This is a genomic window from Streptomyces sp. Tu6071, from assembly GCF_000213055.1.
In the GTDB taxonomy this organism is placed as follows: Bacteria; Actinomycetota; Actinomycetes; order Streptomycetales; family Streptomycetaceae; genus Streptomyces; species Streptomyces evansiae.
Genome location: NZ_CM001165.1, coordinates 6,186,531 through 6,212,773 on the forward strand (window position 1 = coordinate 6,186,531; position 26,243 = coordinate 6,212,773).

Sequence of the window (26,243 nt, forward strand, 5' to 3'; positions counted from 1 at the left end):
GTCCCCCTTCCGGTGGGGGCCGGGACTCCGGCGTTTCCGGGCCCGTAGCGCCCGTCCCGTACGCCGCTCCGGTCTCGTAACACCCGGAAACGCGTGCGACACCCTCGCGGGACGCGGGCCGTAACCCCCCGCTGCGAAGCTCCTCGCCATCCAAGATCACGCCCGGCCGCCACCGGCGCGTGTCCCGAGGGAGAGGAAGCCGTACGTGGAAGAGATGCAGCCCGGCAGCACCCGCCGTTCCTTCCTGCGCAACGTCGGTGTCACCGGCGGCGCGGGCGTCATGTTCGCCACCATGGGCGCCCTCGGGCTCGCCCCCGACGCCGCCGCGGCGGCCCGCCACGAACCGGACTTCACCGCGCCGCGCACCGGAGACTTCACGCTGCGCGGCAAGGCGGCGGCGAAGGTCGTCGTCATCGGCGGCGGCATCGCCGGGCTCGCCTCCGCCTACGAACTCGGCAAGGCCGGCTACGACTGCACGGTCCTGGAGGCCCGCGAGCGCACCGGGGGCCGCAACTTCACCGTGCGCGGCGGGGACACCACCCTCGACCTCAACGGCCACCGGCAGACCGCCCGTTTCTCCAAGGGCCAGTACATGAACGCCGGTCCGGGGCGCATCGCGCAGTGGATGATCACTCTCGACTACTGTCGCGAACTCGGCGTCCCCATCGAGGTCTTCACCAACACCAACGCGAGCGCCTACCTCTACAACGAGCAGGCCGGGATGAAGACCCCGACCCGCTACCGCACCGCCAAGGCCGACGTCTACGGCTACGTCTCCGAACTCCTCGCCAAGGCCACCGACAGAGGCGCCCTCGACAAGGAACTCACCGCCGACGACCGCGAACGCCTCCAGAGCTTCCTCACGTCCTTCGGCGACCTCGGCGCCGACCGCGCGTACACGGGCAGCGAACGCCGCGGCTACCTCACCGACCCCGGCGCGGCCGGCACCCCCGGCGAGGAACTCGGCTCCCCGGCGGCCGTCTCCGAGGTCTTCGCCTCCCACGTCGGCCGCTACTTCTCCTTCGAGTTCGGCTACGACCAGGCCATGCTGATGTTCCAGCCCGTGGGCGGCATGGACCGGATACCCGCCGCGCTCACCCGCGCGATAGGCGAGCGGCGCATCCGCACCGGAGCCGCCGTCACCGACCTGAGGAACACCGCGCACGGCGTCACCGTCACGTACACGCAGGGCGGGCGCCGCCACCGCGTCGACGCCGACTACTGCGTCGCGGCGCTGCCGCCCAACATCCTCGCCAAGACCTCGCACAACCTCGGCCCGGCCGTGCAGAGCGCCCTGGAGGCGTGCAAGCCCTCCTCGGCGGGGAAGATCGGCCTGGAGTACCGCACCCGCTGGTGGGAGACCGAGCACCGCATCTACGGCGGCATCACCGAGACCGACATGGACCTCGACCACATCTGGTACCCCTCGCACGGATACCACGACGACCGGGGCCTCCTCATCGGCTACTACAACACCGGTGCCCACGCCGACTCCTACGCGGCGCTCACCCCCGAGGAGCGCGAGGCGCGCGCCGTCGCACAGGGCGTCAAGATCCACGGCGAGTCCTACCGCGAGCACCTCTCCTCCTCCTTCTCGCACCACTGGCGCCAGACGCCCTACCTCGAAGCGTCCTGGCACTCCCTGGCCGGCGGCCCCGACGCCCCGGCCTTCGCACCGCTCAACGAGCCCGCGGGGCACGTGTACTTCGCGGGCGACTGGCTCAGCTACCTCGACGCCTGGCAGCACGGCGCGTTCTCCTCGGCACGCAAGGTCGTCGGGAGCCTGCACCGGCGCGTGCTCAACGCCTGAGCGAGGGACCCAGGGAAGCGGCCTCCTCGACCGGGACCGGGTGGTCTCGTGCCCGGCCCGGGAGCGGACCCCCTCGCCCCGCTTCTCCGACCGGGTGTGATCAAGTGTGATCAAGGGGGCGGTGCGGGAATGATCCGTGCCGCCCCCGGCGTTCTCGTCCACGGAGTAAGAGAGGACCGGAGGGCCATACCGTGCTTGATCCGCAGGATTTGTACTCATGGGTGCCGAAGGGCCTGGCGGTGGTCGACACCGCGCTGGCCCAGGAGTCCGCCGGGCTCGTCATGCTGTGCCACTTCGACGGCTACATCGACGCCGGGGAGACCGGCGACCAGATCGTGGAGCGGATGCTCGACACCCTCCCGCACCAGGTCGTCGCCCGCTTCGACCACGACCGCCTCGTCGACTACCGCGCCCGCAGGCCGCTGCTCACCTTCCGCCGCGACCGCTGGACGGACTACGAGGATCCGGTCATCGAGGTCCACCTCGTCCAGGACGCGACGGGCGCCCCCTTCCTGCTGCTCAGCGGCCCCGAACCGGACGTCGAGTGGGAGAGGTTCGCCGCCGCGGTCGGCCAGATCGTCGAGCGCCTCGGCGTCCGCCTCGTCGCCGACATCTACGGCATCCCGATGGGCGTCCCGCACACGCGCCCCGTCGGCCTCACCCCGCACGGCAACCGCAGCGACCTCGTCCCGGGTCACCCGAGTCCCTTCGAGCAGGCCCAGGTCCCCGGTTCCGCGGGCGCCGTCGTGCAGTACCGCCTCGGCCAGGCGGGCCACGACATCCTCGGCATCGCCGCGCACGTCCCGCACTACCTCGCCCGCTCCGCGTACCCGGACGCCGCGCTCACCGCGCTCGAAGCGTTCACGGCCGCGACCGGGCTCGTGCTCCCCGGGCTCGTCCACGCGCTGCGCAACGACGCCCACCGCACGCAGACCGAGATCGAGCGGCAGGTCCGCGAGGGCGACGAGGAACTCGTCTCGCTCGTCCAGGGCCTGGAGCACCAGTACGACGCCGCGGCCGGGGCCCTCGCGCGCGGCAACATGCTCGCCGAGCCCGTCGAGATTCCGAGCGCCGACGAGATCGGCCGCGAGTTCGAGCAGTTCCTCGCCGAACGGGAGGGGGACGCCTGAGGAGCCGGGGCCGCGCGCCGGGCCGCGCTCGGGCGCTCTCCCGGCAGGATCTAGGCTGCGCTCATGGTTTCGGTACTTTCGGTAGGGCTCACCGGCGGGATCGGCGCCGGCAAGAGTGAGGTGTCCCGGCTGCTCGTCTCGTACGGCGCCGTGCTGATCGACTCCGACCGCATCTCCCGCGAGGTGGTCGAGCCGGGCACCGAGGGGCTCGCGGCGATCGTCGCCGCCTTCGGCCCCGAGGTCCTCGCCGCGGACGGCAGCCTCGACCGCCCCCGCCTCGGCGCGCTCGTCTTCGCCGACGAGGAGCACCGACGCACGCTCAACGGCATCGTCCACCCCCTCGTACGGGAGCGCTCCGCGGCCCTCCAGGCCGCGGCCCCGCCCGGCTCGGTCGTCGTCAACGACGTGCCCCTCCTCGTCGAGAACGGCATGCAGACCCTCTACGACCTCGTCCTCGTCGTCGACGTGAGCCCTGCCACGCAACTGAGCCGCCTGACCGGCGACCGCGGCATGAGCGAGGCGGACGCCCGCGCCCGCATGGCCGCGCAGGCCACGCGCGAGCAGCGCCTCGCCGCCGCCGATGTCGTGATCCCCAACGACGGCACGCGCGAGGAGCTGGCCGCGCGCGTGCGCGAGGTGTGGCAGTCCCTGGAGCGGCGCGCCCGGGGCGAGGCGCCGGAGCGGCCGACGGCGGGGGACTGAGCGCGCGCCGTACGGGGGAGGAATACGCGCGGGCGCCCGCGTGTTGCGCCCGTGCCGGGAGAGGAGGCCCCGCTGTGCCCGCGAACAGCCCCGAGAACCACGTCATCGACTACCGCGCCGCCGAGCAACTGCTCGCCGCGAAGGACCCGCGCGGGGCGATCAAGCTGCTCGACAACGTGATCGCCGCGCACCCCGAGAACACCGCCGCGCGTCTGCTGCGCGCCCGCGCCTTCTTCGCCGGAGCGCAACTGCGCGGCGCCGAGCTGGAGTTCACCCTGGTCCTGGAACGCGAGCCGGACAACGCCTTCGCGCACTTCGCCCTCGCCCGCACCTTCGAGCGCGCCAACCGCCCCGAGGCGGCCCAGCGCCACTTCCGCCTCGCGGCGGCGCTGGACCCCCGGCCGGACTACCTGCGGGCGGCGAAGTTCGGGGACTCGGGCGGGGCGGGGCAGGACTGAGGGAAATTCCCGCAGGGGGCGGGGACGGGTGTACCGGCCGGGTGCGGCCGGTGGGCTGCGCCCTCTCTCTCGTCGCGGTCGGCCCGGCGTGGCGGTCCTGGCGGTCGGCTTCACGCGGTCGGCCGGGCCGGTCCCGGCGCCCTCAGCGCCACGGGGACGGCGGCTGCCGGTTCTTGCGCAGCCGTACGGACACGACGACGAGGTCGACCGTCACGAGCAGCCACAACGCCGCGCTCACGGCCGCCCACCCCGGGTGATCAGTGAGGACGAAGACGACGGTCGCCGCGATCGTCACGACCTCGCCCCACACGCTGAGCGCGAGCCGCAGCCCCAGCGGGCTGCGCGCGGTGAGCGGCTCGGTGCCGCTGCGTCCGGGACGCTCGGTGTTCGCCCTGGTCAGATGGCCACCGGCGGCTGCGGATGTCCGGTGGTGGTGCACGTGGTGCGTTCCAGCAGGCATGACTTTCACCGCTCCCTCGTAGGGGCTCTCCTTCCGGTGTACCTCGTTCGGGTGAGGAAGGGAAACGGGGGAACCGGGCCCGCCGTCGAGCCGTTGCCCGGACAGGAGCGCCGCCCGGGAGAGGCGGCGCCGAGGGAGGGAACGGGCGCATGGCGGGCGAGGGGACGACGACGGGGTACCGGCCCGGGTACGGAGCGAGCGGTCCGGGCGCGCTGACCCCGGACGGCTGCGCCGTCGAGCTGTACAGGCGGCTGCCGGTGCGGGACGAGCCGGAGGCCATCGCCTCGGCCGCCCCACCAGGCGCGCGCCTCCTGGAGCTGGGCTGCGGCGCGGGCCGCGTCACGCATCCCCTGGTGGCGCGCGGCTTCGACGTGACGGCGGTGGACGAGTCGGCGGAGATGCTCGCCGAGGTGCGCGGGGCGCGCACGGTCCGCTCCCCGATCGAGGAACTGGACCTCGCGGAGACCTTCCCCGCGGTCCTGCTCGCCTCCTGCCTGATCCACGCCGGGGACCCGGAGGTGCGGCGCGGGCTCCTGCGCGCCTGCCGCCGCCACCTCGCCCCCGGCGGCAGCCTGCTGCTCCAGCGCGAGCCCGCCGACGCCCACGACGGGCTGCCGCGCGAGCGGCACGACCTGGGCTTCACGACGCGCATCGTCTCCTCGGTGCCGTACGCCGAGGGTGTCCGCCAGGTGCGCGCCGAGTACGTCTTCCCCGACGCGACCTGGACGCAGACCTTCCTCTCGCGCCCCCTGGACGACGAGGGCTTCGCGGCGGTGCTCGCGGAGGAGGGGCTGCGCCCGGCGGAGCGGCTGAGCGAGGACGGTGTGTGGTGGCGGGTCGTGGCGGCCTGAGGCCCCGGGCGGGGCGGGGGTGCCGGTTCGTCGTGCTCCGCCCGGGGCGGCGCTCAGGAGGTGGGGACGGTGTCCTCGAAGGTCTTGCCCGCCGTGCGGTAGGCGGCGATCTTCGTGTTCACCTGCTGCGGGGAGAGGACCTGGTCCTTGACGTGCAGGACGTAGTCGATCTGCTCGTCGTAGGCGCGCGGTGTCGTCGAGGTCTGGCCCGCGAGGTCGATGAGCCACTGGTTGAAGTTGATCGACATGGGCGTCTCGGGCAGGTACTTGGCGTCGTGGGTGCCGAACTCGGCGCCGTCGATGTAGTACGTGATCCGCTGGTTGTCGATCGTGAGGACGAGGTCGTGCCAGCCCGCGTAGGACTGGCGGGACTCGGTGTGCTGGTTGACGGCCTCCCAGGGGTCGGGCCGGTAGGTCTCCCAGGACGTCGTGTAGAGGATGTTGCCGCTCTCGCCCCAGCCGCCGTTGGGCAGGTACTCGAAGTCGTACTCGCCGTAGTCGTCGTCCATCGGGGCCTTGAGGGCGTTGATGGTGAAGAAGGTCTGCACGAGGTGGTCGCCGTCCGGGCCGCTCTTCGGCGCGTCGGAGAACTTCACCCGCGCCGCGTAGGTGCCGTTCTTGAACTTCGTGGCCTTGGTGAGGACTTCGGTGTGCACGGTGGATTCGCCCGTGCCCGCCGTGGAGGTCTCCAGGTTCATGACGGTGTTGGTGCCGTCCTTCGGGAAGGTCACCTTGCGCGGGTCCCACGTGGCCCCGGGGACCCCGGGCCCGCCGGAGTTGGAGCGCACACTCCAGCCGTGCGCGTCGAGCCCCGGGTCGGTCGACGAGGCGTAGGAGAAGTCGTCGAAGAGCGTGGCGCCGTCACCGGGCGGGTCGGTGGGGTCCGTGGGATCGGTCGGGTCGGTCGGGCCGTTGCCCGCCGGCGCCGTGCCCCAGACCTGCGTGCCGTTCAGGCTCGCCGTGACCTTGTCCCAGGCGCCGTACGAGGTCTTCGCGGCGCTGAAGGAGTAGTCGTCGTTCTGGTTGAGCGGGCCCCAGTCCGCCCGGTAGAAGCGGAGCTGGAGGTCGCCCGTGTCCGCGCCGGGGGCGAGGGTGCCCGCGCCGGAGGTGAAGCCGATCTCCAGGTAGCGGTCGGCGGTCGCGGTGGGGTGGGCGAGGGTGCCGAAGGTGCCCGTGACGTTCGCGCAGCCCTTCACGGCCCAGGAGCACGCGAAGCGGTAGGCGGCGGCGTTGTCGGAACGGAAGTAGTAGCGCAGCTTGACCTGGCTGAGACTGACCGAGCTGTTGCCGGAGTTGACGACCTTGAACCACGGTTCGGCCTGGTCGGCGCCGGTCGAGCTCTGCCGGTACTGGACGGTGACCGGCTCCCCGGCTGCCTGCGCGGGCAGGGCGGTGAGCGCGGAGCCGACGAGCCCCGCGCCGAGTGCCGCCGCGAGGAGCAGTCTGCGACGGCGGGCGGGACGGGAGACGGGACGGGGGACGGCGTGCGATGTGCTGCGGGGCAGGGGGGACATCAGCCGGTTTCCTCTCCGGTGGGTGGGGTGTCACTGAACCGGTCCGCGCCCCGGACGCCGAGGGCGTCGAGGCGGAGCCGGTGGCGGGTGAGGCGCGCGCCGAAGTCGTCCCAGTCGCGCCGCGGCGACCAGGCGCGCTCGGCGAGCGCGGTGAGCCTCGGGAAGGCGAGGTACTCCAGGTGGGCCGGGGTCGGCGCGTACTCGCTCCACAGCGCCGCCTGCCGCCCGACGACCTGCCGGGCCGCCTCGGGCTCCCAGCCCGGCGGGACGGGATCGGCCTCGTACACCTGGCGCAGCGTGAGCAGCCCCGGCTGGCCCGGGGGTTCGCCGGGGCCCGGATGCTGCGGGTAGTCGAGGTAGCTCGTGCGGTACGCGGACGTGATGACCCGGTGGCCGCGGCGGGCCGCGGCGAGGCCGTGGTCCGTGTCGCGCCAGGGCAGCACGGTGAAGCCCGGCGGCAGGTCCGTGCCGTTCTCGCTCCAGCCGAACGGGACGCGGCCGTGCGCGGCGAGATGCCGCCCGACCTGCCCGAGGAACCAGCCGCGCAGCGCGTCCGGCCCCGGCAGCCGCTCGGTACGCACCCGGTCGAGGGCGCTGGGGGAGTGGTGCCACTCGATGCTCGGGCACTCGTCGCCGCCGACGTGCACGTGACGCGAGGGGAAGACGTCCATGACCTCGTCCAGCACCGTACGGACGAAGTCGAGCGACTCCTCACCCATGCCGAGCACCGTGTCGCACACGCCCCAGCGGGTCCACACCGGAAGGGTCCGCGCGGGGTCGTTGCCCAGGTGCGGGTACGCGGCGATCGCGGCGCGCGTGTGCCCGGGGACCTCGATCTCCGGGACGATCTCGACGCCGCGCGCCTCGGCGTACGTGACGAGGCCGCGCAGTTCCGCCGTCGAGTACGCGCCGCCGTGCGGCACCCCGTCGCCGAGCGTCTCGGCGCGCACGCCGCCGATCTCCGTGAGGCGGGGCAGCGCCGGGACGGGCATGCGCCAGCCCTGGTCGTCGGTGAGGTGCAGTTGCAGGACGTTGAGCTTGTGCAGGGCGAGGAGATCGACGAGGCGGCGCAGCCACGAGACGGGCTGGAAGTGCCGCGCCACGTCGATCATGAAGCCGCGCCGGGGCAGCAGCGGCCGGTCGGTGATCTCCACGCAGGGCAGCTCCCAGCGCTCCGCCCGTACCGCGCCGGGCAGCAGCGCCTCGGCGGGCAGGAGCTGCCGCAGCGTCTGCACGCCGTGCAGGAGCCCGGCAGGGCGGGCCGCGCGCAGGAGCACCGCGTCGGGGGCGACGGTGAGCCCGTACCCCTCCTCGCCGGTGCCGCCGAGCGCGGGATCGAGCGCGAGGATGATCTCCCCGTCGGGCGCCGCGGGGAGGGGGAAACCGGTGGCAGGCGTGAGCAGTTCGCGCAGCAGCGAGGCCGCGCCCTCGGCGCCGGGGGCGATACGGACGGCCGTGCCGGGGCCGAGGGCGAAGCTGCCGAAGCGGCGGGCGAGTTTCAGCGGCCGGGGCACGAGGGCGAGGGGCTCGCGGGGGGCGGGCATACGGGGGCCTTTCGGGGGGTGGGGTGTGGGGGCGTGCGGGCATGGCGATGGGGCGTGTGGGGTGCCGTTTCCGTCCGTACGGCGGTGGCGGCTCGGGCGCGTACGGAGGGGGCGACCGGTAGGCGGGCGGCGGGCCCGTACGCAGGGGCGTTGCGCGCACACGCAGGGGTGTCGTGCTCGTACGGAGTGGCGTTGCGCTCGTACGGAGGGGCGTTGCGCTTGTGCGGGAGCGGGGCCTCAGCCCTTGACCGCTCCGCTCGTGAGGCCGGCGCCGACGCGGCGCTGGAGGACGAGGAAGAGGACGAGGACGGGGAGCGCGAAGAGCGTCGAAGCGGCCATCGTGGCGCCCCAGTCGGTGCCGAAGACGTTGGAGAAGGAGGAGAGCCAGACGGGCAGGGTGCGATCGTCCTGGTTCTTGATGATCAGCATGTTGGCGAAGGCGAACTCGTTCCACGCCGTGATGCAGCCGAAGAGGGAGGTCGCGAGCAGGCCGGGGGCGAGGAGCGGGAGCGTGACGCGGCGGAAGGCGGCGGCGCGCGTGCAGCCGTCGACCTGCGCAGCCTCTTCCAGCTCGGGCGGGATGCCGCTGAGGAAGGATCGCAGCGTCACGACGGTGAAGGGCAGGGTCAGCATGAAGGAGACGAGCGTGAGCATCGAGAGGCGGTCGAGCATCCCGGCGTCCCGCGCGATGATGTACATAGGGATGAGCAGGGCCTCCCAGGGAGCGACCTGCGCGACGAAGACGAGCAGGATGAACGCGCGCCGCCCGCGCCAGCGCAGCCGGGCCACGGCGTACGCGGCGGCGAGCGCGACGACGAGCGCGAGCAGTACCGAACCGGCTGTGACGAGCAGGCTGTTGCGCCAGAACCCCCAGAAGCCGTCGGCGTGCACGGCGTCCGAGAAGTGGTCGAAGGTGAGGCTCGTGGGGAAGAAGACGGGCGACTCGGACTGGATCTGCGCGTTCGGCTTGAGCGCCGTGAGCACCATCCAGTACACGGGGAAGACGCTCAGGACGAAGACGACGGCGGCGGCGATGCCGCGCGGCACGGAGCGCGCCAGGCGGCGTTTGCGCGCCGCGTTCCCGCGCGCCCTCTTCCCCGGTACCGCGGTCGGGGGGTTCTTCGTGACGGGGAGCAGCGGCGGGGCCGCGGGGGCGGTCATGACTCGGCCTCCTGGCGGAACATGCTGCGCAGGTAGGCGATGAGGACGCCGACGAGGAGCAGCACGGTGAGAGTGGAGATCGCGGCGCCGAGGTCGTAGCGGTGCAGGGCCTGCGCGACCTGGTAGGCGTAGACGGGCAGTGTCGTGGTCGCGGAGCCGGGGCCGCCCTTGCTCAGCGCCCAGATCTGCGCGAAGCAGCGGAAGACCCAGATCACCTCCAGGCACAGCACGAGCCCGAAGACCGGGCGGAGCAGCGGCAGCGTGACCGAGCGGAAGACGCGCCAGGCCCCGGCACCGTCCATGCGCGCGGACTCGGTGAGTTCGGCGGGGACGGTGAGCAGCGCGGCGTGCAGCGTGATCGCGACGAACGGCACCGACTGCCACGTGATGAGCAGCACGAGGACGGTGAAGGTCGCGGGTCCGTGCGCGAACCACGCGTAGTCGTGGAAGGAGTCGAGACCGAGCCTCGTGAGCGCCCAGTTGACGACGCCGAGGCGCGAGGAGAAGAGCCACTGGAACACCGTCGTCGTCGCGATGACGGGGCTCGCCCAGGCGAGCACGAGGCCGCTGAGCACGAGTGTGCGCGAGACCCGCCCGAGCGAGCGGAGCAGCAGCGCGACGAGCGTACCGATGCCGAGGATCAGCACGACGTTGACGAGCGTCCACAGCAGCGTGCGCCGCACGACCCGCCAGAACTCGGGATCGCTCAGTACTTCCTGGTAGTTGCCGAACCCGGCCCCGCTCGCGCCGCCGCGGATCAGCTCGCCCATCCCGAAGTGCTGGAAGGAGATGACGAGGTTGCGGACGAGGGGATAGCCGAGGAGGAGCGCGGCGCCGAGCACGGTCGGGGCGACGAGGAGGTACGGCCACAGGGCGGCGAGGCGGGCGCGGGCACTCCGTGCGGGGCGAGTACTCCGTGCGGGGCGGGGGCCCGGGGGGTGGTTTGTGCTCGGTCGGGTGCGGGGGCTCTGCTGGGTTCGTGGGGTGTGGTCGCTGCGGTGTGTGCGTTGTGTGCTTCGTGCGTTCGGGCCGGTGGGTGCGGTGGGTGCGGTGGGTGCGGTGGGTGCGGTGGGTGCGGTGGGTCCGGTCTGGCCGGTCTGGCCGGTCTGCTCGGTCTGCTCGGTCTGGTCGGTGGGCTCGGTCCGGTCGGGGTGTTCCACCTGGTCCGTGGGCTCGGTCCGGTCGGGGTGTCCGGTCTGGTCTGCGGGTTCCGTCTGTGCGGACGCGGGAGGCGTGGCGGGCTCAGGGGGCTCCGGGGTGCGTCCGCGCGCACCCCGGAGCGTGCCGTGGGTGTCGCTCACTTCTTGAGGGTCTTGGTGATCGAGGCGGAGGCGTCCTTCGCGGCCTTCGCCGGGTCGGTCCCGGTGAGGACGGCGGTCATGTAGCCCTTGATGGGATTGGTCGCCTCGACGGCGGCCCACTCGGGGGAGTTGGGCGTCGCGTGGCCCTGGGCCGCGCCCGCGGCCATCGCCGCGGTGCCCTCGTCGTCGGCGACGACCTTCGAGAGCGAGGTGCGGTTGGGCACGTAACTCATCGTCTTGGCCATGTCCGTCTGCCACTTCGTCCCCGCGAGGGCCTTGACCACCTGGTAGGCGGCGTCCTGGTGCGCGGACGCCTCGGGGATCACGAGATCGGAGCCTCCGGTGAAGACGGAGCCGGGCTTGCTCGCGTCCTTGCCCGGGACGGGGAAGAAGCCGATCTTGCCCTTGAGCGCGGGTGTCGACTCCTCGACGAGCTTCGCGCCGCCGGGGACGGAGACGACCTGCGCGACATCGCCCTTGGCGAAGACGTCGGCCTGCGGGGGCTTCGCCTCGTCGGAGTCCTTCGGTCCCTTGCCGAGCGACTGGAGGGTCTTGTAGAAGGCCATCCCCCGGAGCGCCTCGGGGGAGTCGAGCGCGCCCTTCCAGGAGTCGCCGTCCTTGACCGCGAGGTCGCCGCCCTCGTCCCAGATGAACCCGGCGAGGGTGTACCAGTTCTGCCCGGGGAGGTAAATGCCCTGCGTCTTGCCCTTGTTGAGCTTGCGCGTATCGCTGAGCCACTCGTCCCGCGTGGTGGGAGGCTTCGTGATGCCGGCCTTGGCGAAGAGGTCCTTGTTGTAGAGGACGACGCGGTTGGCGGCGTACCAGGGGATGCCGTACTGCTTCCCGTCGATCTTCCCGGGCTCCGCGAGGCCGGGAAGCCAGTCCGCGCCCTTGAGGTCGGTGACCCGGTCGCTGAGGTCCTTGACGCCGCCGCTCGCCGCGTACTGGGCGACCTGCGTGTTGCCGACCTCGATGACGTCGGGCGCGTCCTTGCTGGCGAGGGCCGCGGTGACCTTCTCGCCGATGCCGTCCCACTCCTGTATCTGGACATCGAGCTGGATCTTCTTGTGCCGCTGCTCGAAGTCCTTGGTGAACCGGCCGAGGAAGTCCTCGGAGACGCTGTCCCTCATGACCCACACGGTGACCTTCTCGGGGCTCTTGGCCGTCCCGGAGCCACCACCGCTGCCGCTGTCGCCGTCGTCGGAACAGGAGGTCAGACCCGCGAATCCCGCGAGGCTCAGTGCGAGGACGAGCGGGGGAGTGGTAAGCCGCAGCTTCATGGGCACCTCATCAAGGAGTTGACCAGTTGACCACTGGTCAGTTGGTGAGCAAGAAGGTGACACAAGGGGGCGGTGGCGTCAAGAGCCTTGTGTGGCTTGGGGAATAAGGGGATTGGAGGCTGGAGTGGGTGGTGTGGCGGGGGGTGTGCGGGGGTGTGGCGAGGGATGGGGCGGGCGTGGAGGGGAGGGGGTGTTGTGCCAGTTCCCTGACCAGTAGGGTTCACTGGTCAAGTCAGTGGGCCGGCCGTCATGATGGGGTGGCTGGTGGCTGGTGGCTGGTGGTTTGTCGGTCGGTCGGTTCTGTGGGCCGGGTGCCGGGTGCCGGGTGCCGGGTGCCGGGTGCCGGGTGCCGGTGCCGGTGGCTGACGCTTCGGCGGGTCGGCCGGTCGCCTGGTGGCCGGTCTGTCGGTGGCCCGCGCTCGGTCACTGGTGGGCCGGCCGACAGGGCAGTGGCTGGTGCTGCTGGTCGGTGGTGCTGGTGAGAGGCGAGAGGGGAGACGGGTGACGATGGCGAAGCACGAGGTGGGGGGATCATCGGGAGTGAGCGGGGAGGCTGTGGCCGAGGTTGCGGCGGGCCCTGAGGGCGGGGCTGGAGCCGGGGCCGGGGGGCGTGCTGGGGCCGGTGGGCGTGCGGGGATCGGTGGCGGTGCTCGGGCGACTGCTGCTGCCGGGGCTCGGGTCGTCGGCGATGCGGCGGCCGGGTCCGGGCCCAGGGCCGGTACGGCGGGAGGCTCCGGGGGCCGGGCCGGTCCCGGAGGGGGTGCGGTGCCGAAACGGGAGCGGGTGCGCGAGTACCTGCTCTCCCTCGTGGAGGCGCGGGCGCCCGGCGAGGCGATCCCGTCGGAGCGTGCGCTCAGCGCCCAACTCGGCGTCTCGCGCCCGACCTTGCGCGCCGCAGTGGACGAACTCGTCGCCACGGGACTGCTGCGCCGCGAGCACGGCCGCGGCATGTTCGTCGCCCCCGCGAAGATCACCCAGGAACTCGTCTCGGACGACGGCGCGCTCTCGGTGCCTCTCGCGCAGGGCACGTGGTCGAGCCGCGTCCTGGAACACTCGGTGATCCAGGCCGGGGCGCGGATCGGCCGCAGGCTGCGCCTCTCACCCGCCGCCCGTCTCGTCTACATCGCCCGGCTGCGCCTCGTCGACGGCCACCCGATGGCCATCGAGCACCTCCACATCCCGCAGGACCTCGTCCCCGGCCTGTCGGCGAGCGAGCTGGAGGCGGGTGACCTGTACGAACACCTCCGCGAGAGCCATCAGGTGGAGGTGCACGAAGCCACGCAGTCGATCGAGCCGACCGTCGTCAACGAGGCCGAGGCAGACGTCCTCGACGTCCCCCTCCTCTCCCCGGCCCTCCTCATCGAACGCCTCACGACCGACACGACGGGCCGCCCGGTCGAGTACGTCCACTCCATCTACCGGGGCGACCGCTACCGCATCGTCTCCCGCCTCGCCCTCGGCCCGGCCCGCGACACCACTCACCCCACGGCCCACCACCCCGGCATCCCCCCGGGCGACCTGGCCCCCGCGGACATCATCGGCTCCTCCACGGTGGGGGACGTGCAGGGAGGCTGAGGGGGGAGGGTCGCAGGGCCTCAACGGCTGCCGAGGGCCGGGGAGCTGAGGTACCGGAGTGCTCGGGGTACCCGGGGTGGTCGGGATGCCCGGCGTGCCCGGGCGGGCGCGTGCCGGGGCCCTCGCAGCGCTGTGGCGCGGATGTTGCGGGGCTGGGGTGTGCCCGGTGTGCCGCTGCCCGGTACGCCCACCGGACTCCGCCCCGCCGACTTCTCAGCCCCGCTCCCGTCCCGCCTCCCACTCGTACGACGGCGGCTGCGGCATCCCGAGTCCCGCGCCGCGCAACCGTTCCATCTCGCGCCGGTCGCGCTTGGTGGGGCGGCCCGTTCCCCGGTCCCTGATACCGGCGGGGGCGACGGCCGCGCGAGGCGGCGGGGGTGGGCTGTTGTCCTCGTAGCACGTGACCGCGACGGGTGCGCCGACGCGCTTGCGGAGCAGGCCCCGTACGACGAGCACCCGGTCGCGTCCCTCGTGGCGCAAGCGCACCTCGTCACCGACCCGGACGGCCGCCGCCGCCTTGGCCGGGGCGTTGTTGATCCGTACGTGCCCGGCCCGGCAGGATGCGGTCGCCGCCGACCGTGTCTTCACCATCCGCACCGCCCACAGCCACACATCGACCCGCACACTCCCGGACTCCGTCCCCACCTCGCTCACCATGCCCCCGAGCCTAGACGGCACCACCGACGACCGGCCCGGCTCGGCGGAGCAGTACGCCAGGAGCGGACTACTCCGGACGGTCACTACACGTTCGAGTGAGAGGAATTCTGACTTCGGCGAAGTTATCCACAGGTTTCGGTGGGTGGCGCCGAGAGGGGTCCGAAGCCTGGAAGAATTGTTGCAGGGGCGCCCCCCTGGGAGGGCGGGGGACTGTCCTCAGCCCCCGCGCGCGAAAGCTACCCTCCCACCCATGCCCAGCCCCCCGCCCACCCAGCCCTCCCGCCTCCTCCCCGCCCCCGAAGCCCGCGCCCAGCCCGGTTTCCTCGCCGCCGCCCACGCCCTGCTCGCCGCACTGGTACGGGACGGTGCCGCCCTCGGCTGGACCGAACCGCCCCCTTACGACGAGGTCGCCGCGCTGCTCGACACCGTGTGCGGGGAGGCCGCGCAAGGCGACGCGGCGCTGTGGGCCGCGTACGACGGACCCGCGCTGCGAGGGCTCGGCTGGTGGCGCCGCTACTCCCGCCCCACCCACCGCCCCCACGCCGACCTGGAGAAACTGGCCGTCCACCCGGCCGCATCCGGCCGCGGCCTCGGCCGCGCGCTCACCGAAGCTCTCGTCAGCGAGGCCCGCGCCGCCGGCATCGAGGTCCTGACACTCGACGCGCGGGGGGACAACACCCGCGCCCTGCGCCTCTACCGCTCCCTCGGATTCAGCGAGTACGGCCGCCTCCCCGCCTTCGTCGCGGTCGGCACCCGCCGGTACGACAAGGTCTTCTGCGCGTACGACCTGCGGACCCCTCCCGACCCCGCGCACCGCACCCTCGCCCGCGTCGTACGCACCCGCGCCGCCTCGCCCGCGCAATGGGACGCCTGGACCCCCGAGGGCCAGTACCTGCTGCTCCACTACCGACGCGGCAGCGGCACCGTCGAGCGCCACCCAGGACCCGATCCCGACGAGTGGACCGAGGAGTCCTGGAACGAGGGGGGCTCGGCGGTCCTCGCCACATGGGACGACGGCACCGGCGGAACCACGATCGGCCTCCCGGCCTTCCTGGCGGCGAGCGGCATCACGCTGGCCCCGGACGCCGAAATATCCGAAACCCCCTGAGGCATCCGCCTGTTGAGACGTCCGCCTGTTGCGGCACCCGCCCTCTCAGCCCCGCCCTCGCAGGCTCCGCCCCCTCAGGCCCCGGCCCCTCAGGCCCCGGCCCCCCGCTCACCCCTCAGCCCTCCCTCACCTCCGCCTCCCGGCCGGCCTCCCGCAACACCCCTCGCAGCATCTCCGGCGTCAGCCGTCCGGTGAATGTGTTGCGCTGGCTCACGTGGTAGCAGCCGAAGACGTCGAGTGGCGCGCCCCCGTCCCGCGCCGGCAACCGGACCCGGGCGCCGTGGCCGAAGGCGGGGCGCGGACGGGGCACCTCCCAGCCCGCCGCCGCGAAGGCCGGGAGCGCCGCCTGCCAGCCGAAGGCCCCGAGGACCACGACCGCGCGCACCGTCGGCCGCAGCAACGTCAGCTCCTCCACGAGCCAGTGACGGCACGTGTCGCGCTCCTGCGGGGTCGGTTTGTTCGCCGGGGGCGCGCAGTGCACCGGGGAGGTCAGCCGGGTCCCGTGGAGGCGCAGGCCGTCGTCGGCCGCGCGCGGTAGCGGCGCGCTGGCGAGCCCGATGTCGTACAGGGCGCGGAAGAGTACGTCGCCCGCGCGGTCGCCCGTGAACATCCGCCCCGTACGGTTCCCGCCGTGCGCCGCCGGGGCGAGCCCGAGTACGAGCAGCCGTGCGTCCTCGGGCCCGAAACCGGGCACAGGGCGCGCCCAGTACTCCTCGTCCGCGAACGCCGCCCGCTTGACCCGGCCCACTTCCTCCCGCCAGGCCACCAGACGCGGGCAGGCGCGGCACCGCGTGACCTCCGCGTCGAGCGCGTGCAGCTTCCTGTCCGCACCGTCATGCACCCCGTCGTCACCGAGAACCATGCCCCCACCGTAGGTCCCGCCGTGGGGTACACCCCGGAACCCACCCGGCCTCGTGAACGGCTGCGACCCGCCCCGCCCCTCCCCACGCCTGGCCGCCCCCGGCCCCCCCGGAACGCGACACGGCCCCGTACGCACAAGGCATACGGGGCCGTGATCGACAGACGTCAGCCCGCCACATGGCGCACGGACATCAGACCGCCCACATGGCGCACGGGCCTCAGCCCGTCACACAGGCATCAGCCCTTCAGCGAGGCCAGCACCTCGTTGAAGGTCGCCGACGGGCGCATGATCCCCGCCGCCTTCGCGGCGTCGGGGCGGTAGTAGCCGCCGATCTCCGCGGGGGAGCCCTGGACGGAGATCAGCTCGCCGACGATCTTCTCCTCGTCGGCCGCGAGCTTCTCGGCCAGCGGGCCGAAGGCCGCGGCGAGCGCCGCGTCCTCGGTCTGCGCGGCCAGCTCCTGCGCCCAGTACAGGGCCAGGTAGAAGTGGCTGCCGCGGTTGTCGATGCCGCCGAGCTTGCGGCTCGGGGACTTGTCCTCGTTGAGGAAGGTGCCGGTGGCGCGGTCCAGGGTGTCCGCGAGGATCTGGGCGCGCGCGTTGCCGGTCTTCTGCGCGAGGTGCTCGAAGCTCACCGCGAGCGCGAGGAACTCACCGAGCGAGTCCCAGCGCAGGTAGTTCTCCTTGACGAGCTGCTGCACGTGCTTCGGGGCCGAGCCGCCCGCACCGGTCTCGAAGAGGCCGCCGCCGTTCATGAGCGGGACCACCGACAGCATCTTGGCGCTGGTGCCCAGCTCCAGGATCGGGAAGAGGTCGGTGAGGTAGTCGCGCAGCACGTTGCCGGTCACCGAGATGGTGTCCTCGCCGCGGCGGATGCGCTCCAGCGAGTACGCGATGGCGTCCTCGGGCGACTTGATCTCGATGGTCAGGCCCTCGGTGTCGTGCTCCGGGAGGTACTGCTTGACCTTCGCGATGAGCTGCGCGTCGTGGGCGCGGGTCTCGTCGAGCCAGAAGACGGCCGGGGTCCCGGTGGCACGGGCACGCGTCACGGCGAGCTTGACCCAGTCGCGGATCGGCGCGTCCTTCGTCTGGCACATGCGGAAGATGTCGCCCGCGCCGACCGCCTGCTCCAGCACGGCCTCGCCGGCCTTGTTGAGCACGCGGACGGTGCCCGTGACCGGGATCTCGAAGGTCTTGTCGTGGCTGCCGTACTCCTCGGCCTTCTGCGCCATGAGGCCGACGTTCGGCACCGAGCCCATCGTGGAGGGGTCGTAGGCGCCGTGCGCGCGGCAGTCGTCGATGACGACCTGGTAGATGCCGGAGTAGCTGCTGTCCGGAATGACCGCGAGCGTGTCCGCTTCCTTGCCGTCCTTGTCCCACATGTGACCGGAGGTACGGATCATGGCGGGCATCGAGGCGTCGACGATGACGTCCGAGGGGACGTGCAGGTTCGTGATGCCCTTGTCCGAGTCGACCATCGCGAGCGCGGGGCCCTCGGCCAGCTCGGCCTCGAAGGACTCCTTGATCTTCTGGCCGTCGGCGAGCGCGTCGATGCCCTTGAGGATGCCGCCGAGCCCGTCGTTCGGGGTCAGTCCGGCAGCGGCGAGCTGGTCGCCGTACGCGGCGAACGTCTTCGGGAAGAACGCGCGCACGACGTGACCGAAGATGATCGGGTCGGAGACCTTCATCATCGTGGCCTTGAGGTGCACGGAGAAGAGCACGCCCTCGGCCTTGGCCCGCGCGACCTGCGCGGTCAGGAACTCGCGCAGCGCGGCCACGCGCAGCACGGACGCGTCCACGACCTCGCCGGCGAGTACGGGTACGGACTCGCGCAGCACCGTCGTCGAGCCGTCGTCGCCGCTCAGCTCGATGCGCAGGCTGTCGTCGGCCGGGAGGACGGCGGACTTCTCGGTCGAGCGGAAGTCGTCGTTCGTCATCGTCGCGACGTTCGTCCTGGACTCCGAGGTCCAGGCGCCCATGCGGTGCGGGTGCGCCTTCGCGTAGTTCTTCACCGACGCGGGGGCGCGGCGGTCGGAGTTGCCCTCGCGCAGGACCGGGTTGACGGCCGAGCCCTTGATCTTGTCGTAGCGGGCGCGGACGTCCTCGTCCTTGTCCGACTTCGGGTCGTCCGGGTAGTCGGGCAGCGCGTAGCCCTGCGCCTGGAGCTCGGCGATCGCGGCCTTGAGCTGCGGGATCGACGCCGAGATGTTCGGCAGCTTGATGATGTTCGCCTCGGGCGTCTGCGCGAGGCGGCCCAGCTCGGCGAGGGCGTCCTCGATGCGCTGGCCCTCCTCCAGCCACTCCGGGAAGCTCGCGATGATGCGGCCGGACAGCGAGATGTCGCGGCTCTCCACGCCGACCCCGGCGGTGGAGGCGTACGCCTCGATGACCGGCAGGAACGAGTACGTCGCCAGCGCGGGCGCCTCGTCGGTGTGCGTGTAGATGATGGTCGAGTCAGTCACCGGGTGCTCCGCTCCGTCTCCACTGTCTGCGTCTTGCTGGTACTGCGGGTGTTGCTCGTCTTGCGGGTCTTGCCTGTCTTGCTTCGCGTCTTTTCAATATTGCTCGATATCAAGATATCCCGAGAGGGCGGCTCTCCCGAAAGGGCCCTTCGTCCTGCGGACGGCGGCACCCCCACCCGCGTCACCGCCCGGCTCCGCGGACGGCGTGCCTCCGGTACGTGGCGCACGCGGTTCCGGTACGCGGCGTGCCGCCCGATCCCTTACGGTCCCGGGTCGCCCAAACCCTCTCGCCCCGGCCCGCGCCCCTCTCGTACGCTGCCGGGATGCCCACCCCCGTACCGCTGCACGCGGACTCCGCCCCGCACGCCCACGGCCACCTCCCCACCGACGACGGACACGAGCTGTACTGGGAGACCTGCGGCAACCCGGAGGGCCTGCCCGCCCTCGTCCTGCACGGCGGTCCCGGCTCGGGCTGCTCGCCCCGCTTCCGACGGTACTTCGACCCGGCCCGCTACCGGATCGTGCTGCTCGACCAGCGCGGCGCGGGCCGCAGCCGCCCGCACGCCTCCGACCCGGCACACGACCTCGCCACCAACACCACCCCGCACCTCATCGCCGACCTGGAGGCGCTGCGCGCCCACCTCGGCATCGACCGGTGGCTCGTCTGGGGTGTCTCCTTCGGCTCCTTCCTCGGCCTGCGGTACGCGCAACTGCACCCCGCACGCGTCAGCGCCCTCGTCCTCACCGGCGTCGCGACCGGCAGTCGCGCCGAGGTCGAGGTACTGACCCGGGGCCTCGGCCGCTACTTCCCCGAAGCCTTCGACCGCTTCCGCGCGGGCGTCCCGGAAGCGGCGCGCGACGGCGACCTCGCGACCGCCTACCGCGACCTGCTCGCCTCGCCCGACCCGGCCGTGCGCGCTCTCGCCGCGCGCGACTGGACCGACTGGGAGACCGCGATCATCCCCGCCCCGCCCCGCTCCGAACCGCGCTACGAGGACCCCCGCTTCCGCCTCGGCTTCGTCCGCACCGTCACGCACTACTGGAGCCAGGACCACTTCCTCGGCGGCGACGAAGTGGTCCTGCGTGACGCCCACCGCCTGCACGGCATCCCCGGCACCCTCGTCCAGGGCCTCCTCGACCCCGGCAACCTCACCGGCGCCGTCCACCGCCTCGCCGCCGCCTGGCCCGACGCGAGCCTGCACGTCGTCAACGACGGCGTCCACGGCGCGAACGCCGAGATGGCCGGCCACCTCGTCGCCGCGACCGACCGCTACGCGGACGAAGCCGGGGCCTGAGGCGCGGGAGCGCGAGACAGCGAACCGTCCTCGATGGACGCCGGGGTACGGGCCCGGGGCTCCCGCTCGGCGCCTCCGGCCCGCCTCAGCCGAGCGTCACCGGCAGCACCGCGTGCTCGGCGAAGACACCGAACGTCCGGAAACCGAGCCCCCGGTACAACGGCTCACCCTCCTCGCTCGCCTGGAGCACCGCCGTACCGAAACCCGCCGCCCGCGCCGCCCGCAAGGCGGCGAGCGTCACCGCGGCCCCGTACCCCCGCCGCCGGAACCCGGCCCGCGTCGACACGTTGTACAGGCCCGCGACCCCGTCCGACAGGAACACCTCCGCGCTCGCCACGACCTCGCCCGCCACCTCCCCGACGAAGAGCAGCGCCGGACAGCCGGGGCGCAGCAACGCCTCCGCCGAATCCGCGTAGAAACGCGTGACGCTCGCAGCGGGTGGCTCCCAGTTCGCCGCGACGACCGCGGCGAACGCCGCGACATCCTCAGCGCTCCGCACCCGCCGCACCACGAGCCCGTCCAGAGCCGTAGGCGCGGGCAACGCGCGCCGCAGGCTCCGCACCATCGCAGGCTCGCGCGCGGCGACGGGCGCCCCGGCCGCGGCGAGCAGCGCCGACAAGTCCTCCGGCCGCGAGTCCGGACCCACCCACCATGTGAACCGCCGCCCCGTCGTCCGCAGCGCGGCAAGCGTCGCGAGCACCCGCGCCGACGAGGCCCGCCGCGGGAACCGCGCACCCGCCACGACATTGAACGTGTCGTCGTCGAGCCCACTGTCCGCGACGTGCACCTCCCCGCCCGGCGGCACACTCACCGCCCGCCCCGGGTGATCACGATGCAGATGACAAGCGTGCGCCACGAAGTTCCGCTCGGCCCGACCCTCCAGACCTCTCACGCGGCCCCCTCCGGCACGTGCGGCACGGGCAGCAGACCCGCCAGCGCGTCGACGGGCACCTCGTAGGGCCGCTCGACGGGCAGCAGCGCCCGCGCCCCGTCGAGTTCCCCGTCCCGTACGAGCCCGTGGGCCTCCCGCGCGAGCGGCGTCACGTCCCGTATCCCGACGATCCACTCGTCCGCGTACCTGCGGCTCGCCTCGCCCGACAGCCCCAGTTGCAGCGAGCGGTGCTCCAACGGTCTCGCGTGGAGGTCCCGCTCGGGGTCCCACTGCACCCGCGCCGGAGCCCGCCGCAACGAGCGCTGCCACTCCGCCCGGTCGCCGTGCACACCGCGCTCGAAGTGCGAGAGCGTCGCGTTCCGCAAGGCCCAGAGAAAACCCTCCCGCGCGATCTCCACGGCGAGCACCGTCTCCTGCCCCTCCTTCGTCCCCCATCCGCAGCGGTACATCATCCACAGGAACGACGGCTTGACCCACGTCATCCGCCCCCGCCCCCATGCCTCCGGAAACCGCCCGTCCCGCGCCGCGGGCACACCGAGCGAGGGCCGGTACGCCTGGTAGACGGTGAGCGTGTCCGCCGTGTGCAGCGCCCGTATCTCGTGGCGGGGAACAGGCCGCACGCTGCTCTCCCCGGGGCGTCCGTAACTCTCCATACCGTGAGCCTGACGGCCCGCTGACCAGCGCGCCAAGGGATTTCCCGCCGCGCGGGCCCGCCACACCCCCGTAACCCGCCCGTTTCCTCCGCACCTCACCCCTCCCGTACCCTTGTACGAGCACAGCCACGGCCACTGCCGCCCGCAGGCACCAGCGCGTTCGTACCGCGCTACCTACCCAAGACCTGCCGACGGGAGCGAGCTTGTCCGCACGCGGATTCCGCCACCACGACCCCCTCCGATTCCGCCACCGCCCTTTGCCCGCCTGGCTCGCCCACGCCCTGCACGTCCCGCGCGTGCCGGTACCGCGCGGCGCCATGGTGCGCGGACTGCTGGGCACGCTGCCGCTCGTCCTGGCCGTCGTGGCGGCAGAGCCGGGGCTCGGAGTCATGACCGCGCTCGGCGGCCTCCTCGCCGCCATCAACGACCGCCCCGGCAGCCGCCGCACCGCGGGACTCCGCCTCGGCGCCCCCGCCCTCGCCGGCACCTGCGGACTGCTGCTCGGCAGCGGCGCCACGGCACTCCTCCCGCACCCCGCCCAGCCTTTCCTCCTCCCACTCGTCCTCACCGTGCTCGGCCTCTTCGCCGGCGCCGTGAGCGCTGTCGGGCCGGTCGCCTCGGGCGTCGGCACCCAGATACTCGTCACGACCGCCATCGGCGCCGGGATGCCGCTGCCCGAGCCGGGCTGGCAGCGTGCCCTCGCCTTCCTCACCGGAGCTGCCTGGCTCCTCACCCTGCGCCTCCTGCTCCCTTCCCCGGACGACGGAGCCCGCCACCCGTACCGCCTCGGCACCGAACGTGCCGCCGTCGCCTCCGTCTACACCGCGATCGCCGCCCTCCTCGACGCCACCGGCACCTCCGCCGCTCCCGCCCGCCGCTCCGCTCTCACCGCCGCACTCGACCAGGCCCAGGACGCTTTGCTCGGCCCCCGGCTCCACCGCTTCACGAGCAGCTCGGCCGAACGCCGCCTCCACGCCCGCCTCGACGCGGCCCTCCCTCTCGCGGAGGCCGCGACCGCGCTCTTCTGGGCCGGACGCCCGCTACCGGCGCGCACCGTACGAGGCCCGCTCGCCCTCGCCGACGCCGCACGCCACGACACCGTGCCCGCATCGGTCCCCGCTCCCGAACGCGACGCCCCGGGACTCCGCGCGCTCGACGCGTCCCTCCTCTCCGCTCTCGCCGTCTTCGACTCCACCCCCGCCCCCACCACCCGCACCCCGCGGGGCGCACGAGCCCGTCTCCGCGCCGCGACGCGCCGCGTCTCGGGCCCGGCGGGGCGCGAGTACGGAATCCGCGTCGCGCTCAGCATGGGCGCCGCGACCGCCGTCGCCCAGACCCTCCATCCCGAGCACTGGTACTGGCTCCCCGCCACCGCCGTCTTCCTCGTCAAGCCCGACCTGGGTCCGCTCGCCTCGCGCATCCTGTGCCGTGTCGTCGGCACGCTCGTCGGAGCCGGGCTCTTCGTCGCGCTCGCCGCCGCTGCCGCTCCCGTACCGCTGCCGCCCGAGAGCGGGCTCGTCGCTCTCGCGGCGGTCTGCGCGACCCTCGTCCCGCTCGCCATGCGTCACTTCGCCCTCCAGACCGGTGTCGTCACCCTCCTCGTTCTCGCTCTCGTCGGTCTCGGCGGTGACACCCAGGCCACCTGGAACCGCCTCACCGACACGTTGCTCGCCTGCGGCATCGTGCTGCTCGCCGGACACCTCCCCCTCCCCGGCCGGGCGGGCAACGTCGCCCGCGGCCGGCTCGCCGTCGCTTCGCAGGCAGCGACCGACTACCTCGGCCACGTGCTCAGCGGCTCGCCCGACCTGCCGGGCCGCTGGGCCCTGCGCCGCGCCGCCTACCGCTCCCTCGCGCAGGCCCGCGCCGCCGTCGAGGTCTCGGCCGCCGAACTGCCCCCGCTCGCCCGCCGAAGCGCCGGGGCCGCCGAACTCACCGCCGTACTCGAACGCCTCGTGGACACGACCACGGCCGCCGCCGTCCACGCCGACGACGCCGGCACCCTGCCCCCACGCGACAGCGCCCGCCTCCGCGCCCTGCTGGGCGAACTCGGCAATCTCGACCACGACCGGGCCCCCGTGACGCACTGATTACGCCGGCCCGCCCCGCCGCAACTCTGTCGCTGTGAGCGCTGATGCATGCACCGTACGTCACCGCACCGACAGCGTGCTGTGGGTGAAAAATCTGCTCATGCGGAAGAGTGAGAGCTTTTGCGGATTACGCGGAGTTATCCACAGATGCGGTGAGATGGCGGGGTGGTGGGGTGGGGGCCTGGAAGAATTGAACTGGGGCCGCCCCCTGGGAGGGCGGGGGTGTGTCCTCGTGCGGGCCCGGCTTCCGTGAGAGGAGGGCGGGGGTGTGTCCTCATGCGGGTCCGGCTTTCGTGCGAGGAAGGCGGGGATCTGTCCTCATGCAGACCCGGCTCCTGCGGACGGGCGGGGGTGTCCCCAATCGAGGCCGGCCCCCGTGCGAGGGCGGGGCCTGCCCTCACCCAGCCCCGGCTTCCGCAGGAAGGCGGGGCATCTGCCCTAACTCGGGTGTCCGCTTCCCCGAAGGCAGCGGTCTGTCCTCACGCGGGCCCCGCGTACCCCCTCTCGCGACAGGGCGTTCCTCAGCCCCTCGCACACCCAACGCCGCCCCCAACTGTCCGCCGCCCGCCCCGCCGAAAAGCCCCCGCCCACCCCGCCGAAGCCCCCCGACCGCCCCGCCCCCGCCCCCGCACCCCTCGCCGCACACCGCGAACAGCCCGCCCACACCTCCCCGGCATATGCCCGTTACCTCCCCTGCCTCCACCGCGCGCTCACCCACCCCGCCCCCACGCGCTCCCACCGCGCTCGCCCACCGCGACCACCTCGCGGTGCCCCCCTCCTGACCTGCCGCATCCCGCTCACCGCCGCCGGCCTGGGTGCGCCCCTCGGCCGCGCCCCCTGTGCCCCCAAGGGCGACGAATGCCGTCACGAGCCGGGGCGAACAGGTGACGGTACGGTCACGGCGCCCACGCCCGAGGGCCTCGCTGCGTCATTCTCGACGCACTGCCCGGCGCGGCGTGACGTGACGGCGGGTGCACTCGTTACTCCATGCGAGTGAGTGAAGAGTGGGGTTCGAGTGAACGCGTGTTGCGGCAGCACCGGCGGCGGGGGAGTGCGACCCGGGTACGACAGGACGGAGTTGCGGCCGTGATGACCGAACGAGTGGTGTTGGAACGCTTCCCCGCGGGCGGACCGCGGGGCTCCTGGCCCGCCGAGGAATTCGCCCGTCAGCGACGCTGCGAGGGCACTGCCGCCGAGGTCGTCATGGATCTCGACCAGGACGCCTTCCTCGTCATCGTCCGCGCCCGCTCGGCGCCGCGATGAGTCCGTCCGTGCCCGCAGCGCCGCGATGAATCCGTCCACGCCGCAGCGCGTCCGCCGGGCAGGAGGGTGAGAGGGCTGCGCTCGGACCGGGCGTGACCCGCCCGGTGCTCAAAAGGAAGGAACTCTACGGGACTTCGGCGGCGCACGGCACGCCGCGCCGACCGGGCTCGACCGGAAAGGCGGCTCCGGTCAGTCCTCGGTCGGTGCCGAGCGTGACCACGGCGGAAGAGTGTCGGTGAGGCGGCACAGGGTCACGTAGAGCGGGATCGGCGGCGTGTACGGGGCCTTGCCGGACGGCTGGTGGACGAGCCGGGGCTCCCTCCGCGCATCCGGGACGAGCGCCCCGGCCGCGTAGTGGGCGGGCGCGGGCCACTCCAGGGCCACGTCCGATCCCGAGGGCACGATCCACCACCAGCGCCCGCCGTCCGCGAACACACAGCCCATACGGGGCAGTCGCCCCATCACCCGGCGGGCCAGCGCCTCCGGCACGCCCACCGCGTCCACGCCCATCGACGTGGTCATTCCGCTCGGCACCGTCAAACGCACCAGTGGCGTTCGCGCCGCTCCCCGGGCGAACCTGCGCCGGCTGAGCGAGGCGAGCGTGTCGAGGCTCAGCGAGCCTGCCGTCCACGTGTGCATTCAGCGTGCCTCTTCCCACGACAACTCGGCCCACACAACCAGGCCGGAACCCTGTTCCGCCTCTTGCGTCCCCCAGGACAGGCTCATGGCGGAGACCAGGAAAAGGCCGCGCCCGTGCTCGTCCTGCGGGTCCTGCCGGGGACTCGCGGGCTGTCTGCCGCACTGCCCCTCGTCGCGCACCGCTATCCGCAGTCGCGCCCCGTCCGCCGAACCGCTCGCCCCGCCCGCGCGCCTGAGCGGATCGGGGCTTGGTCGCGGGGCCCGCTCGTGCGGCTCGATCTCGCGCAGCTCGCAGAGGATGTGCCGACTGCCCGTGTGCACAAGGGCGTTGGTGACGAGTTCGGAGACGATCAGGATCGCCGCCTCGCACGTCTCCTCGGGTGCCGACCAGCCGTCGAGCTGCGCGCGGGTGAGCCGCCGGGCTTGGGCGGCGGAGCCCGGGTGAGCGGCGAGTTCGAAACTCGCACAGCGCTCACCGGTCTGGGGGGTGATTAACGGAGCGGACGGAATCACGTGTGCCACTATCTCCCCGGCGCGAACAC

Annotated in this window: 22 protein-coding genes and 1 pseudogene; 10 read left to right on the plus strand and 13 right to left on the minus strand. The window is 73.0% G+C overall.

Annotated features, from left to right (window positions below; all coding sequences use genetic code 11):
• Nucleotides 1-205: 205 nt before the first annotated feature.
• The 4 genes from STTU_RS26160 to STTU_RS26175 all read left to right on the plus strand — a co-directional run bounded on the left by STTU_RS26160 (nt 206) and on the right by STTU_RS26175 (nt 4,100).
• Entirely contained in the window at nt 206-1,810 is a 1,605-nt protein-coding gene (locus tag STTU_RS26160) for a flavin monoamine oxidase family protein (protein WP_007828454.1), read from the plus strand.
• Nucleotides 1,811-2,001: 191 nt separating this feature from the next.
• A complete protein-coding gene (locus STTU_RS26165; protein ID WP_007828456.1) occupies nt 2,002-2,940 on the plus strand; it encodes a PAC2 family protein in 939 nt (312 codons plus the stop codon).
• Nucleotides 2,941-3,003: 63 nt separating this feature from the next.
• Nucleotides 3,004-3,642, plus strand: coding sequence for a dephospho-CoA kinase (gene coaE, locus STTU_RS26170; protein WP_043256399.1), 639 nt, complete (start codon nt 3,004-3,006; stop codon nt 3,640-3,642).
• A gap of 74 nt (nt 3,643-3,716) precedes the next feature.
• Nucleotides 3,717-4,100 (plus strand): tetratricopeptide repeat protein, encoded by a 384-nt coding sequence (locus STTU_RS26175; protein WP_007828460.1) that lies wholly within the window; start codon nt 3,717-3,719, stop codon nt 4,098-4,100.
• 142 nt (nt 4,101-4,242) lie between these two features.
• Here the strand turns inward: STTU_RS26175 and STTU_RS26180 are convergent, their stop codons facing one another.
• The gene (locus tag STTU_RS26180) at nt 4,243-4,560 is read right to left on the minus strand and encodes a DUF6343 family protein (protein WP_007828462.1); all 318 of its coding nucleotides are present in this window, start codon (nt 4,558-4,560) and stop codon (nt 4,243-4,245) included.
• A 149-nt stretch (nt 4,561-4,709) separates the two neighbouring features.
• Between STTU_RS26180 and STTU_RS26185 the strand changes: the two genes are divergently transcribed.
• Entirely contained in the window at nt 4,710-5,411 is a 702-nt protein-coding gene (locus STTU_RS26185; RefSeq protein WP_007828463.1) for a class I SAM-dependent methyltransferase, read from the plus strand.
• A gap of 53 nt (nt 5,412-5,464) precedes the next feature.
• Here STTU_RS26185 and STTU_RS26190 read toward each other — a convergent pair whose 3' ends face one another.
• From STTU_RS26190 to STTU_RS26210, 5 genes are all read right to left on the minus strand, one after another.
• A complete protein-coding gene (locus tag STTU_RS26190) occupies nt 5,465-6,925 on the minus strand; it encodes a cellulose binding domain-containing protein (RefSeq protein WP_007828464.1) in 1,461 nt (486 codons plus the stop codon).
• Nucleotides 6,925-8,469 carry a beta-N-acetylhexosaminidase gene (locus STTU_RS26195; RefSeq protein ID WP_007828465.1) on the minus strand — a complete coding sequence of 515 codons (1,545 nt, stop codon included), beginning with the start codon at nt 8,467-8,469 and terminating at the stop codon, nt 6,925-6,927. The genes STTU_RS26190 and STTU_RS26195 overlap by 1 nt, the downstream gene beginning before the upstream one ends.
• A 237-nt stretch (nt 8,470-8,706) precedes the next feature.
• Nucleotides 8,707-9,630, minus strand: a complete 924-nt coding sequence (locus STTU_RS26200; RefSeq protein WP_043256400.1) for a carbohydrate ABC transporter permease — start codon at nt 9,628-9,630, stop codon at nt 8,707-8,709.
• On the minus strand, nt 9,627-10,502 hold the full coding sequence (locus tag STTU_RS26205; protein WP_043257774.1) for a carbohydrate ABC transporter permease: 876 nt from the start codon (nt 10,500-10,502) through the stop codon (nt 9,627-9,629). The genes STTU_RS26200 and STTU_RS26205 overlap by 4 nt, the downstream gene beginning before the upstream one ends.
• Nucleotides 10,503-10,927: 425 nt before the next feature.
• Nucleotides 10,928-12,211 (minus strand): extracellular solute-binding protein, encoded by a 1,284-nt coding sequence (locus STTU_RS26210; protein WP_043256401.1) that lies wholly within the window; start codon nt 12,209-12,211, stop codon nt 10,928-10,930.
• Nucleotides 12,212-12,976: 765 nt separating this feature from the next.
• Between STTU_RS26210 and STTU_RS26215 the strand changes: the two genes are divergently transcribed.
• Nucleotides 12,977-13,786: a GntR family transcriptional regulator gene (locus STTU_RS26215; RefSeq protein WP_009064222.1), complete on the plus strand. Its 810-nt coding sequence runs from the start codon at nt 12,977-12,979 to the stop codon at nt 13,784-13,786.
• 213 nt (nt 13,787-13,999) lie between these two features.
• On the opposite strand, the gene STTU_RS26220 is transcribed toward STTU_RS26215, so the two are convergent.
• Nucleotides 14,000-14,443, minus strand: a complete 444-nt coding sequence (locus STTU_RS26220; RefSeq protein WP_007828470.1) for an RNA-binding S4 domain-containing protein — start codon at nt 14,441-14,443, stop codon at nt 14,000-14,002.
• Between the two features lie 250 nt (nt 14,444-14,693).
• On the opposite strand from STTU_RS26220, the pseudogene STTU_RS36115 reads away from it, so the two are divergent.
• Nucleotides 14,694-15,263: pseudogene (locus STTU_RS36115) on the plus strand (GNAT family N-acetyltransferase); the annotation flags it as partial.
• A gap of 403 nt (nt 15,264-15,666) precedes the next feature.
• Here the strand turns inward: STTU_RS36115 and STTU_RS26230 are convergent.
• Both STTU_RS26230 and STTU_RS26235 read right to left on the minus strand, forming a co-directional pair.
• A complete protein-coding gene (locus STTU_RS26230; RefSeq protein WP_007828474.1) occupies nt 15,667-16,413 on the minus strand; it encodes a uracil-DNA glycosylase in 747 nt (248 codons plus the stop codon).
• Nucleotides 16,414-16,649: 236 nt separating this feature from the next.
• Complete coding sequence (locus tag STTU_RS26235; RefSeq protein WP_007828476.1) at nt 16,650-18,872, minus strand: NADP-dependent isocitrate dehydrogenase; 2,223 nt, start codon at nt 18,870-18,872, stop codon at nt 16,650-16,652.
• Nucleotides 18,873-19,195: 323 nt separating this feature from the next.
• Between STTU_RS26235 and pip the strand changes: the two genes are divergently transcribed.
• Nucleotides 19,196-20,167 carry a prolyl aminopeptidase gene (gene pip / locus STTU_RS26240; protein ID WP_007828478.1) on the plus strand — a complete coding sequence of 324 codons (972 nt, stop codon included), beginning with the start codon at nt 19,196-19,198 and terminating at the stop codon, nt 20,165-20,167.
• A gap of 85 nt (nt 20,168-20,252) precedes the next feature.
• Here pip and STTU_RS26245 read toward each other — a convergent pair whose 3' ends face one another.
• Together STTU_RS26245 and STTU_RS26250 are read right to left on the minus strand one after the other, a co-directional pair.
• Entirely contained in the window at nt 20,253-20,972 is a 720-nt protein-coding gene (locus tag STTU_RS26245) for a GNAT family N-acetyltransferase (RefSeq protein WP_007828480.1), read from the minus strand.
• Nucleotides 20,973-21,055: 83 nt separating this feature from the next.
• Nucleotides 21,056-21,712: a DUF4291 domain-containing protein gene (locus STTU_RS26250; RefSeq protein ID WP_007828482.1), complete on the minus strand. Its 657-nt coding sequence runs from the start codon at nt 21,710-21,712 to the stop codon at nt 21,056-21,058.
• 257 nt (nt 21,713-21,969) lie between these two features.
• Between STTU_RS26250 and STTU_RS26255 the strand changes: the two genes are divergently transcribed.
• Both STTU_RS26255 and STTU_RS35080 read left to right on the plus strand, forming a co-directional pair.
• Nucleotides 21,970-23,799 (plus strand): FUSC family protein, encoded by a 1,830-nt coding sequence (locus STTU_RS26255; protein WP_007828484.1) that lies wholly within the window; start codon nt 21,970-21,972, stop codon nt 23,797-23,799.
• A gap of 1,089 nt (nt 23,800-24,888) precedes the next feature.
• Complete coding sequence (locus tag STTU_RS35080) at nt 24,889-25,062, plus strand: hypothetical protein (protein WP_086020865.1); 174 nt, start codon at nt 24,889-24,891, stop codon at nt 25,060-25,062.
• A gap of 189 nt (nt 25,063-25,251) precedes the next feature.
• Here the strand turns inward: STTU_RS35080 and STTU_RS26260 are convergent, their stop codons facing one another.
• Nucleotides 25,252-25,701 (minus strand): hypothetical protein, encoded by a 450-nt coding sequence (locus tag STTU_RS26260; protein ID WP_007828488.1) that lies wholly within the window; start codon nt 25,699-25,701, stop codon nt 25,252-25,254.
• Nucleotides 25,702-26,214: an ATP-binding protein gene (locus STTU_RS26265; protein ID WP_043256402.1), complete on the minus strand. Its 513-nt coding sequence runs from the start codon at nt 26,212-26,214 to the stop codon at nt 25,702-25,704.
• Between the last annotated feature and the right edge of the window lie 29 nt (nt 26,215-26,243).